Genomic DNA, 11,455 nt, shown 5'->3' on the forward strand with positions numbered 1-11,455 from the left:
GTGCTGCCCGCTGGCGTGTGAGGATTGCTCTCCGTGTCCTCCGTTCCGCACCGCCCGCCCCTGGATCCGCTGACCGTCGGCGTGGTCGCGGTCGCCGTCGCGGCCGTCTCGTCCTCCGCCCCGCTGATCGCCTTCGCGGCCGCGCCCGCACTCGCCATCGCCTTCTGGCGGAACCTGCTCTCGCTGGCCGTGCTCGGCCCGTTCTCGCTGGCCCGGCGGCGGGCGGAGTTCCGCGCGCTGACCGTCGGCGCCGGCCGGCGGGAGGGCTTCTACTGCGTGCTGTCCGGGGTCGCGCTGGCCGCGCACTTCGCCACCTGGATGCCGAGCGCGCAGCTCACCTCGGTCGCCGCGGCCACCGCGCTGGGCGCGACGCAACCGGTGTGGCAGGGGTTGATCGCCCGCTGGCAGGGCCGGCGCCTCCCGGTGGCGATGTGGGCCGGCATCGCGGTGGCGGTGGTCGGCGCGACGCTGGCCACCGGCGCCGACTTCAGTGCCTCCGGGCGGGCCTTCGCCGGTGACCTGCTCGCCGTGGCCGGCGGCATGTTCGCGGCGGTCTACACCGCCTTCGGCGAACGGGCCCGGGTCACCATCAGCACCACCACGTACACCACCATCTGCTACGGGGTCTGCGCGGCGATCCTGCTGGTGGTCTGCCTGGTAGGCGGGGTACGCCTGCACGGCTACGACGGCGGCACCTGGCTGGCCATCCTCGGCCTGGTGGCGGGTGCCCAGCTGCTCGGGCACTCGATGTTCAACTACGCCCTGCGCCGGATCTCCGCCACCACGGTCAGCGTGCTGATCCTGCTGGAGGCGCCCGGCGCGGCCCTGATCGGCTGGGCCTGGCTGGGCCAGCTGCCCCGTCCGTTGGCGCTGCCCGGCCTGGCTCTGCTGCTGGCCGGCGTCGTCGTGGTGGTCATCGGCGGCGCCCGTACCCCCCGCCGTCCCGCCCCGGTGCCGCTGCCCGCCGATCCCGCACCCCTCGCCGACTGAGCCGCCGCCCGCCGACCGACCCGGCGCCACGGATTCCCGGAAAGAGTGGCCATTCCCCAGCCGACGGGGCCACTTTCCGTGAAAGTGCGGGGGGAGGGGGCGGGGATGGCACAGGAGCAGGCAGCCGACGACGAGGCCGAGCGCGGCACCGTCGTCACGCCCTCGGCCGAGTTCCCCCCGCTGGCGCCGGACGAGCGGGCGGCGCTGCGCCGGATCGGTGACCGCTGGCGCGGCGCCCGCCGGCCGGACGAGCTGCCCGTGGACCCGACGCTGGGCCGCAACGGGCGCCGGCCGGCGCCGAGCCGCTTCGGCCGGTTGGCGCCGATCGAGATGTTCACCGTCGAGGAGCCGGACGAACTGGTCGCCACCGAGCCGGCGCAGCTGCCCGGCTCGCGGCTGGGGCGTGGGCTCACCCGGCTCCGGCGGGTGCTCTTCGGGCCGCCGTTACGCAGTTCCGCCGTGCTGTACGAGCGGATGCGCAAGCTGATCGCCCTGCCGATCCTCTCCTCGGACCTGCTCAGCTCGGTCGCGTACGGACCGGAGGCGATGCTGACCGTGCTGGTGCTGGCCGGCGGCGGCGCGCTCGGGCTGTCGCTGCCGCTGGCCGCCGTGCTGGTCGTGCTGATGATCGCGGTGGGGCTGTCCTACCGGCAGACCATCCCGGCCTATCCGCACGGCGCCGGCTCCTACATCGTGGCGAGCGACAACCTCGGTGCCACGCCGGGGCTGGCGGCCGCGGCCGGCCTGATGCTCGACTACGTGCTGACCGTGTCGGTGTCGGTGGCGGCCGGGGTGAGTGCGGTCACCTCGGCGCTGCCCGGGCTGACCCCGGCCACCATGCCGCTCGGCGTGCTGGTGATCGCGTTGCTGCTGGCCGGGAACCTGCGCGGGGTCCGTACCGCCGGCAACATCTTCGTGCTGCCCACGTACGCCTTCGTGGTGGCCGTCCTCGCGGTGCTGGTGGTCGGCTACCTGCGCGCGGCGGGCCGGGGCTTCGCGCCGGTGCCTCCACCGCCGGTGCCGGCCGTGGAGGGTCTCGGGCTGCTGCTGGTGCTGCGCGCGTTCGCCTCCGGGGCGGTGTCGATGACCGGCATCGAGGCGGTGTCGAACGCGATACCGGCGTTCCGACCCACCGAGTGGCGCAACGCCCGCACCACGCTCGGCTGGATGGTCGCCATGCTGGTGGTGCTCTTCGCCGGGCTGATCGTCCTGATCCACCTGGACGGCCTGGCGCCGCGCCCGGACCAGACCCTGCTCTCCCAGCTCGGTCGGGTCACCTTCCCCACCGGCCCCTGGTACGCGCTGCTCCAGGCCGCCACCGCGCTGATCCTGCTGCTGGCCGCGAACACCGCCTACAACGACTTCCCCCGGCTGCTCTTCTTCATGGCCCGGGGCGGTCACGCGCCCCGCCGGTTCCTGCACATGGGTGACCGGCTGGAGTTCACCAACGGGCTGGTGACGCTCTCCGTCGCGGCGGGGGGCATCTTCGTCGCGTTCGGCGGGCACACCAAGGCGCTGATCCCGCTCTACGCGGTCGGCGTGTTCCTCGCCTTCACCCTCTCCCAGGCCGGCATGGTGGTGCACTGGCGACGCCACCGCGGGCCGGGTTGGCGGCGTCGGCTGGTCATCAACGCGGTCGGCGCGAGCATGTCCGGCGTCGTGCTGCTGACCGCCGCGTTCTCGAAGTTCACCGAGGGCGCCTGGGTGGTGGTGATCGCGGTGCCGCTGCTGGTGCTGCTCTTCCGCCGGATCCACCGGCACTACGCCGCGCTGGACCGGGCGCTGGCGCTGCATCCGCCGCCGGCCGCCGGGTCCGCGGCACCCGCCGGGCCCGCCGAGGGCGAGGAACTGCCCCAGGAGGTACGCCACCTGGTGATCGTGCCGGTGGCCCGGCTGAACCGGGCGTCGCTGCGCGCGCTGGCGTACGCCGTCTCGCTGGGCCGGCCGACGCTGGCCGTGCACATCGCGCCCGAAGAGGCCGAGGCGGACCGGTTCCGCGAGCAGTGGCGGGCCTGGGGCGACCACGTGCGGCTGGAGACGATCGTGTCACCGTACCGGGCGGTGATCGGGCCCTTGGCGCACTACCTGGAGGCGCTGCACGCCGCCCGGGCCGAGCTGACGCTGACGGTGATCGTGCCGGAGGTGGTGCTGCGCCGCCGCTGGCACCGGCCGCTGCACAGCCGGGCCGAGCAACGGCTGCGGTCCGCCCTGGGGGCGCTGCCGGGGGTGGTGGTCACCAGCGTCCCCGTGCACATCTGCGACTGAGGCTCAGAGGTACGCCGCGAAGTGCGCCGCGACCAGCGCCGCGACCGCCTCGGCGTCCCGGCCGCCGTCCACCTCGATCACCCGTACGCCCAGCTCCCGCGCCCGGGCGACGGCGTCCGCCGCGACCAGTTCGTCCCGGGCCAGCCGGTGGCGCAGCGCGCGCCCCGGGTCGCTCACCCCCGGGTGCCGCGCGGTCGCCCGGGGCAGCCGCCCCGACTGGTACCCGAAACTGTGAGGGGGAGAGGTCGCTCAGACCTCGTGGACCTCCAGCACCCGGGTGACCGGTGCGGCCTCGCCGAGCCCGACGCGCAACGCGGCCCGTTCCGGGTCGACCAGGAACGACTCGTAGCCGGCCCGGGTGGTGAACCGGATGACGTGCGCCTCGCTCCGCCCGTCGTCGGCACGCAGCCGCCGCTCCAGCCGTCCGCCGTGCCGCCCGAGCAGGGCGAGCACCTGGTCCTCGTACCGCTGGCCGGCCTCGACCGCGTCGGTGCCGAACTCGACCAGCGCGACCAGGCGCACGACGGCGGCCGGGTTCTCGACCAGCGGCTTCCAGAAATGATGGTCGACGTGCCCGCCCGGGATGCCGTCCCGGATCCCGGTGTCGGAGTAGCCGTGCCGCCGGTAGAAGCCGGGCGCCTGGAACGAGAAGGACGACACGGAGATCTCCGTGCAGCCGCGCCGCCGGGCCTCCTCCTCGGCGGCCCGCAGCAGCCGCCCGCCCCAGCCCTCGCGCCGCCGGTCGTCCCGCACCCACACTATGTTGATCCCGGCCCGGCCGCCCCAGGTCCAGCCAATCAGCCCGCCGACCAGGTCCCCGTCGGTGTCGACCGCCCGCACCGACAGGTCGGCCTCGTCGTCCGCGCCGGTCGCCGCGTTGTTGAACGCGGTCAGCTCTCGTTCGAGCCGGGCCGACAGCTCCGCGTCCTCGCCGCCCACCCGCAGCTCCACGGCCGGCACGCCGATTCCGGTGTCCGTGGCCGGCCGGCCGGCGTCGGTGCTCCGCGCACCCGCGTGATTCCCCGTCGTCATGCGGCGGAGTATCGCAGCGGGACGGATCGACCCGACACCGGAAAACCCGTCACCCGTCGATGCCCACGGCCTTCGCGCTGGCCGTCCAGAGCCGGGCGGCGAGCTTCGGATCGGCCGCCTTCGACAGTGGCCGGCGGGGCCGCCGGTCGTGGTAGTAGCCGCCGTCGACCAGCCGGGACGGGTCCTGGTTGGCCAGCCAGACCAGGGTCTCCGCGCCCTTCTCCGGGCTGCGGAACGGCAGCAGTCGCATGCCCAGCGCGACCAGCCGGCTGTCGTTGCCGAACCGGGTCCGCACCACCCCCGGGTGGAACGCGTACGCCGGCAGGTCGGGCCAGCGCCGGGCCGCCTCGGCGGTGAAGAGGATGTTCGCCTGCTTGCTGGTCCCGTACGCCCGCATCGGGCGGTAGCGGCGCAGCGCGGCGTTGAGGTCGTCCGGGTCGAGCGCCCCGCTGCGGTGCGCGCCGGAGGCGGTGACCACCATCCGCCCGACCCGGTCGGCGAGCAGGTTGCTGAGCAGGAACGGCGCCAGATGGTTGGCCTGCATGGTCAGCTCGAAGCCGTCCACAGTGGTGATCGGCTGGAGCACGATCGCGCCGGCGTTGTTGGCCAGCACGTCGATCCGGTCGTACGCCGCGCGCAGCTTCTCGGCGAGCCGGCGGACGTCGTCGAGGACGGCGAAGTCGGCGCGGAACAGCTCCGGCCGCTCCCCGCAGAACTCGCGGACCCGGTCCCCGGCCGACTGCAACCGGGCAGGGTCGCGACCGACCAGCACCACCCGATCGCCCCGGCGGGCCAGGTCGACGGCGGCGGCCAGCCCGATGCCGGAGCTGGCGCCCGTCACCACCACGGTCCGACGCTCAGTGAGATCTTCCACAGGTCCATTCACCCCGGTCACGGCACGAGGTTACCGTGACGTCACCACGCCCTTTGGGATTGTTAAGTTCTCGGCTTTTCATTCATTGGCGTCGGCGTGCCCGCCGGACGCTGGAAGGAGCCCATCCATGGCCGCTGTCGGTCGCCCCCGCCGGTCCTGCCTCGCGGTACCCGGTTCCAGCGTCAAGATGCTCGGCAAGGCCCAGGGCCTGCCGGCCGACCAGGTCTTCCTGGACCTGGAGGACGCGGTCGCCCCGCTGGCCAAGCCGGACGCCCGGAAGAACATCGTCGCCGCCCTGAACGAGGGCGACTGGGTCGGCAAGACCCGGGTGGTCCGGGTCAACGACCTGACCACGCCGTGGACCTACCGGGACGTCATCGAGGTGGTCGAGGGCGCCGGGGCGAACCTGGACTGCATCATGCTGCCGAAGGTGCAGAACGCCGCCCAGGTGCAGTGGCTGGACCTGACGCTGACCCAGATCGAGCGGACGCTCGGCCTGGAGGTCGGCCGGATCGGCATCGAGGCGCAGATCGAGAACGCGGCCGGTCTGGTCAACGTCGACGCGATCGCGGCCGCCTCGCCCCGGGTGGAGACCATCATCTTCGGGCCGGCCGACTTCATGGCCTCGATCAACATGAAGTCCCTGGTGGTCGGCGCGCTGATCCCGGACTACCCGGGCGACCCCTATCACTACATCCTGATGCGGATCCTGATGGCCGCCCGGATGCACGACAAGCAGGCCATCGACGGCCCGTTCCTGCAGATCCGGGACGTCGACGCGTTCCGCGAGGTGGCCAAGCGGTCGGCGGCGCTCGGCTTCGACGGCAAGTGGGTGCTGCACCCGGGCCAGCTCGACGCCGCCAACGAGGTCTACTCCCCCGCCCAGGCCGACTACGACCACGCGGAGCTGATCCTCGACGCGTACGAGCACTACACCTCGGAGGCGGGCGGCAGGCTCGGTGCGGTGATGCTCGGCGACGAGATGATCGACGAGGCGTCCCGCAAGATGGCCCTGGTGATCGCCGCCAAGGGGCGCGCGGCCGGAATGAGCCGTACGTCGAGCTTCACCCCGCCGTCCGAGTGACCTGAGGCCGCCCGGCCGCGGCAGCGAGGGCCGTCCGGGCCGGCCGGGACGGCCCTTCCCTCGTCAGAAGCTGCTGCTGCTCGTGTTGCCGTTGGAGATCGCCAGCGCGATCACCACGACGTAGAAGGCGATCACCAGCACCAGCAGGCCGGTGAGGATCCAGCCGACGATGATGGCGGCCTTGGCCATCCCCTCGCCCTGCTCGCCGGTCTCGCGGATCTGCTTGCGGGCCACGTGGCCGAGGATCGCGCCGACCGGCGCGGTGATGCAGGAGGCGATGCCGACCAGCGAGAGCACCAGCGCCACGATGGCCATGGTGTTGGTCTTCGCGGCGGCCGGGTAGCCGTACCCCGGGTAGCCGTACCCCGGGTAGGCCGGCGGCGGGTAGCCGGCCGCGGCGTACGGGTCGGCCGTGGGCTGCCCGCCCGGCGTCCCGGCGTACGGGTTGGTCGGGGCGTACGGGTGGGCGGGGGTCGGTTGGGTGGGGATCTGCCCGCCCATCGGAAGGGTCGGGTCGGCCGGCGGGGTCGACTGCTGGCCGGGCACGGACGGGTCGTGCCAACCGCCGGTCGGTGGGGGATAGCTCATCAGGTTCATCTCCGTTGGCTGCGGGTGCGCCGTCAGGGTAGCCAGCCCCACCCAAAACCGAGCACCCTCTTTCCGGGTGCCGCGTTGCCCGGGCGGGTCACAGCGGGCAGGATCTCGGCATGGCACTTGACGCGCGTGGCGGCCGACCGAGACGGGACGTGAGCCGTCCGGGCCTGGTCCGGCGCGGCCGCGGCACCGCTCCAGCGGGCTCCGCCGACCAGGACCAGCCGGCGCCCCTCGCCGAGCCGGTCACCATGCGGCTCGACGGCCGGGTCGCCCTGGTCACTGGGGCGGGCAGCCCGGACGGCATCGGCTATGCCTCCGCCCGCCGGCTGGCCGACCTGGGCGCCCGGGTGGCGATCGTCTCCACCACCCGGCGGATCCACGAGCGGGCTGGCGAGCTGGGCGTGACCGGCTTCGTGGCGGACCTGACCGACGAGTCGGAGGTGGGTGCGCTCGCCGACGCGGTGGCCGAGCAGCTCGGTGACGTTGAGGTGCTGGTCAACAACGCCGGCCTGGCCAGCCGGGCCAGCCCCGAGGTGCTGCGGCCGGTGGCTCAGCTCAGCTACGAGGAGTGGCGCGGCGAGATCGACCGGAACCTGACCACCGCGTTCCTGTGCAGCCGGGCGTTCATCAGTGGGATGGCCGAGCGCGGCTGGGGTCGGATCGTCAACCTGGCGGCGACCTCCGGCGCGGTCAACGCGCTGCCCACCGAGGCCGCGTACGCGGCGGCGAAGGCGGGCGTGGTCGGGCTGACCCGGGCGCTGGCGATGGAGATGATCGCCGACGGGGTGACCGTCAACGCGGTCGCCCCCGGCACCATCTACACGGCCGCGTCGACGATGGCCGAGATCAAGCAGGGGCTCGGCACCCCGGTCGGTCGCCCGGGCATGCCGGACGAGGTGGCCGCGGCGATCGCCTTCCTCTGCTCGCCGGCCGCCTCGTACATCACCGGACAGATGCTCGTCGTCGACGGTGGCAACAGCGTCCGCGAGGCGGAGTTCCGCTGAGGCCGGCTCAGCCGTAGGAGCCGCCGCTGTCGGAGTTCGCCCAGATGGCCACGGCGATCCAGCCGCAGCAGGCGAGCAGCCCGATCGCGGTGAAGACGTAGCTGAGCACCAGGCCCCAGGTGGCGAGCTGGAGGCCCTCCTCGCCGGTCTGCCGGATCTGCCGCTTGGCCAGGTGGCCGAGGACGATCCCGGCCGGGGCGAAGACGAAGGCGAAGACCAGCGACAGGATCGCCATCACGTTCGTGCCGCCGCCGCCCCCGCCTGGCGGCGGGCCGTACTGGGCGTAGGGCGGCTGTGGCGCGTACGGCGGCTGCTGCCCCCACTGCGGCTGCTGCCCGTACGGGTCGTGGTGGGGCGGCTGGCTGTAGGAGGGCGGCTCGTACGGCGAAGGGGGCTGGTCCGGGTCTCCGGGTGGTGGTTGGCTCACCCTCGCTCGCCCCCTCCGTCGCAGCCAACGGTCTTCTCTCTTGCGGACGCTACCCGCAGCGGTGAACCTTTTCACAGCGGTTGTGTGGACTGGTCACCTTGGCCTCGTCGGTCGCGGGACCGATACTGACCGAGCGTTCAGTTACCCACGAGTAATGCGCCGATCCCCCGGAGGCTGACATGGCCCGACTCGCCCAGACGCCCGGCCTGACCGATGTGCAGCGGTCGATCCTGGAAACCGTCCGGGAGTTCGCCGACAAGGAGATCATTCCGCACGCCCAGCGGCTGGAGCACGCCGACGAGTACCCGACCGACATCCTCGACGGGATGCGCGAGATGGGGCTCTTCGGGCTCACCATCGACGAGGAGTACGGCGGGCTCGGCGAGTCCCTGCTGACGTACGCCCTGGTGGTCGAGGAGCTCTCCCGGGGCTGGATGTCGATCTCCGGCATCGTCAACACCCACTTCATCGTGGCGTACCTGATCTCCCAGCACGGCTCCGCCGAGCAGAAGGCCCGGCTGCTGCCGAAGATGGCCACCGGCGAGGTGCGCGGCGCCTTCTCGATGTCAGAACCGGGTTGCGGTTCGGACGTCGCGGCGATCGGGTCCAGGGCCGTCCGTGAGGGCGACCGGTACGTCATCAACGGCCAGAAGATGTGGCTGACCAACGGGGCGTACTCCTCGGTGGTGGCCACCCTGGTCAAGACCGACACCGGCGCCGACTCCGTCTACGGCAACATGAGCACCTTCCTGCTGGAGAAGGAGCCCGGCTTCGGCGAGACCGCCCCCGGCCTGACCATCCCCGGCAAGATCGACAAGATGGGCTACAAGGGCGTCGAGACCACCGAGATGGTCCTCGACGGGGTGACCGTCCCGGAGACGGCGGTCCTCGGCGGCGCCGACAAGGCGGGCCGCGGCTTCTACCAGATGATGGACGGCATCGAGGTCGGCCGGGTCAACGTGGCCGCCCGCGCCTGCGGCATCTCCATCCGCGCCTTCGAGCTGGCCGTCGTGTACGCCCAGCAGCGGAAGACCTTCGGCCAGCCGCTCGCCAAGCACCAGGCCATCGCGTTCAAGCTCGCCGAGATGGGCACCAAGATCGAGGCCGCGCACTCGCTCATGGTCAACGCCGCCCGGCTCAAGGACGCCGGACAGCGCAACGACGTCGAGGCCGGCATGGCCAAGCTGCTCGCCTCCGAGTACTGCGCCGAGGTCGTTCAGGAGGCCTTCCGCATCCACGGCGGCTACGGCTACTCCAAGGAGTACGAGATCGAGCGGTTGATGCGGGAGGCCCCGTTCCTGCTCATCGGCGAGGGCACCTCGGAGATTCAGAAGACGATCATCTCCCGCGGCCTGCTCAAGGAGTACAAGCTCTGACCGGGGCGCCGGTCACCCGCCGGCCGGCCCGAGGGCCGGCCCCGGCGCGGTGACCGGCAGCCCGACCGCCAGCACCTCCGGGCGCGTCCGGAAGTGGTCGATCGCGGCGAGCGGCGGCTCGTCGCCGAGGGGGCAGCGGAGCAGCCGCCCGGCCATTACCGTACGCCGGTGCCCACCCCGTTCCGCCGTTCCGTGCTGCACCCGATCCTGCTGGTGCTCGTACCCCTGTCGTTGCTCCAGACGATCTGGCGGCTGCTGCCGTTCCCCGGCACCGATCCGGCCCGGGTGATCAACGGCGTTCTCGTCCTGCCGCCCGCCGATGCGATGGAGGTCCTGGTCGTCGCCGTGGCGTGGACGTGGGCGGTGACGGCTGGGGTGTTGGCGCTCCGCAGCTCCGACCGGCCGCTGCGGGAGGCGCTGCGGCCGCTACCCACCGTCTGCGCCGCCCTGCTGGCCGCCATCGCGGTGGTGCTCGTCGCCTTCCTCCTGGTCGGGCTCGTCCTGCCGGTCGCCACCGACGCGATCTGGGTCGTCGTCGCGCTGGTCGCTCTTCCCGTCGGCGCCACCCTGGTCCCGCTCGCCCTCGTGCCGCCCATCGCCGTCTTCGAGGGCGTACGGGGAAGGGAGGCCTTCCGGACCGCCTTCGCCGCCGTGCGCACGCACGTGGTGAGCCTTGCCATCCTGCTTCTGTTCGGGGTCGCCGCGCCGGCCCAGCTCCTCGGCTGGCTCTTCAGGCGACCAGAGGACCTCGTCGACGGTCGGCTCGCGGGTGTCGTCGTCTGGTTGCTGCGGGATGCGGCCCTGGTCGGGGTGGCGGCCCTCCAGGCGTCGACCCTCGTGGCCGCGTATCAGAATCTCCCCGAGCCGCGCCTGCCGGCGGCCGTGCCCCTCCCCGCCGGCAATGACGGCGGCGAGGCCGGAGGCGACGGTCCCGGCCGGACCACGTGGGGCCGGATCCAGGGGTACGCGGTGCTCCTGGGCCTCGCCGCTCTTCTCCTCCCCACGGCCCTCGCCGGTGGCCTGGTCGCGTCCGAGCGGCTACCGCAGCTCACCGTCCGGTCGATGCCCCGGCCGCACCAGATGATCGCGGTGGGCTGGCCCGACGGCCGCGGCCCGGTGCTGGTCGGCCAGCAGGCGATCGAGGACTGCCTCGACGACCAGTGCCGGACGCGGCGCCGGACCGAACTTTCGGTGCTGATGTACGAGCCGCTCGGGGGGGCCGCCTTCGCGCCCGACGGTTCGGTCTTCGCCCTCGGTCAGCACGGGCTGGAGCAGTGCGACGCGCGACGGGTCTGCCGGCGGAGTCCGGGCGCACCGTCCGCTCTGCGGGGAACCGGGGCCGGCGCGATCGCGCTCGCCCCGACCGGGGAGATCCTCATCGCCAGCGGAACGGAGGTCGGCCCGCGCGGCGACGGCGTCCCGGACGAGGCCCGGCACGTCGAGTTGAAGCTGGTGCGGTGCGCGGACGTCCTCTGCGCGAATCCGAAGGTCACCAGCTTCGGGATCGTGCGGGGCTCGCTCCACGAGCGCGAGGGGAGCTGGCGGCCGAGGAGACTGACGGTCGGCACGGACGGGGCCGGTCGACCGGTCGTCGCCTTCCGGTCCCCGTCCGAAGGCACCGTGTCGGTGGGTTGGTGCATGAGCGCTCACTGCGAGCGGGCCGACCTGGCCGCGGTGGACGGGCCGCGCCGCCCCGGCATGCCGACCGGAGCGGAGCTGGCGCTGCTCGACTTCGACGACATGTTCGACTGCCCGGGATGGGACCGCTGCACCGCCGTCGGGCCGGTGGGCCCCCGCCCCCCGCCCCAC

Annotated in this window: 12 protein-coding genes; 6 read left to right on the forward strand and 6 right to left on the reverse strand. The window is 73.1% G+C overall.

Annotated elements, in window-relative coordinates:
* The first annotated feature begins 33 nt into the window (after positions 1-33).
* Positions 34-990, forward strand: coding sequence for a DMT family transporter (locus SLP03_RS27920; RefSeq protein ID WP_319463621.1), 957 nt, complete (start codon positions 34-36; stop codon positions 988-990).
* A gap of 105 nt (positions 991-1,095) precedes the next feature.
* Complete coding sequence (locus SLP03_RS27925; protein WP_319463622.1) at positions 1,096-3,255, forward strand: APC family permease; 2,160 nt, start codon at positions 1,096-1,098, stop codon at positions 3,253-3,255.
* Positions 3,256-3,258: 3 nt separating this feature from the next.
* On the opposite strand, the gene SLP03_RS27930 is transcribed toward SLP03_RS27925, so the two are convergent.
* From SLP03_RS27930 to SLP03_RS27940, 3 genes are all read right to left on the reverse strand, one after another.
* Positions 3,259-3,432: a hypothetical protein gene (locus tag SLP03_RS27930; protein ID WP_319463623.1), complete on the reverse strand. Its 174-nt coding sequence runs from the start codon at positions 3,430-3,432 to the stop codon at positions 3,259-3,261.
* Between the two features lie 72 nt (positions 3,433-3,504).
* Positions 3,505-4,287, reverse strand: coding sequence for a GNAT family N-acetyltransferase (locus SLP03_RS27935; RefSeq protein WP_319463624.1), 783 nt, complete (start codon positions 4,285-4,287; stop codon positions 3,505-3,507).
* A 49-nt stretch (positions 4,288-4,336) separates the two neighbouring features.
* Complete coding sequence (locus SLP03_RS27940; RefSeq protein ID WP_319463625.1) at positions 4,337-5,161, reverse strand: SDR family NAD(P)-dependent oxidoreductase; 825 nt, start codon at positions 5,159-5,161, stop codon at positions 4,337-4,339.
* A gap of 127 nt (positions 5,162-5,288) precedes the next feature.
* On the opposite strand from SLP03_RS27940, the gene SLP03_RS27945 reads away from it, so the two are divergent.
* On the forward strand, positions 5,289-6,245 hold the full coding sequence (locus SLP03_RS27945; RefSeq protein WP_319463626.1) for a CoA ester lyase: 957 nt from the start codon (positions 5,289-5,291) through the stop codon (positions 6,243-6,245).
* Between the two features lie 63 nt (positions 6,246-6,308).
* Here SLP03_RS27945 and SLP03_RS27950 read toward each other — a convergent pair whose 3' ends face one another.
* Entirely contained in the window at positions 6,309-6,833 is a 525-nt protein-coding gene (locus SLP03_RS27950) for a DUF4190 domain-containing protein (RefSeq protein ID WP_319463627.1), read from the reverse strand.
* Positions 6,834-6,952: 119 nt separating this feature from the next.
* On the opposite strand from SLP03_RS27950, the gene SLP03_RS27955 reads away from it, so the two are divergent.
* A complete protein-coding gene (locus tag SLP03_RS27955) occupies positions 6,953-7,843 on the forward strand; it encodes an SDR family NAD(P)-dependent oxidoreductase (RefSeq protein WP_319463628.1) in 891 nt (296 codons plus the stop codon).
* A gap of 7 nt (positions 7,844-7,850) precedes the next feature.
* On the opposite strand, the gene SLP03_RS27960 is transcribed toward SLP03_RS27955, so the two are convergent.
* Positions 7,851-8,270 (reverse strand): DUF4190 domain-containing protein, encoded by a 420-nt coding sequence (locus SLP03_RS27960; RefSeq protein ID WP_319463629.1) that lies wholly within the window; start codon positions 8,268-8,270, stop codon positions 7,851-7,853.
* 179 nt (positions 8,271-8,449) lie between these two features.
* Between SLP03_RS27960 and SLP03_RS27965 the strand changes: the two genes are divergently transcribed.
* A complete protein-coding gene (locus SLP03_RS27965; protein ID WP_319463630.1) occupies positions 8,450-9,646 on the forward strand; it encodes an acyl-CoA dehydrogenase family protein in 1,197 nt (398 codons plus the stop codon).
* Between the two features lie 12 nt (positions 9,647-9,658).
* On the opposite strand, the gene SLP03_RS27970 is transcribed toward SLP03_RS27965, so the two are convergent.
* Complete coding sequence (locus SLP03_RS27970) at positions 9,659-9,802, reverse strand: hypothetical protein (protein WP_319463631.1); 144 nt, start codon at positions 9,800-9,802, stop codon at positions 9,659-9,661.
* Positions 9,803-9,814: 12 nt separating this feature from the next.
* Between SLP03_RS27970 and SLP03_RS27975 the strand changes: the two genes are divergently transcribed.
* Positions 9,815-11,455, forward strand: a 1,641-nt coding sequence (locus SLP03_RS27975) for a hypothetical protein (protein ID WP_319463632.1), incomplete at its 3' end; no start/stop codon positions are given.

This window comes from Micromonospora sp. RTP1Z1, assembly GCF_033804685.1.
Lineage (GTDB): Bacteria > Actinomycetota > Actinomycetes > Mycobacteriales > Micromonosporaceae > Micromonospora.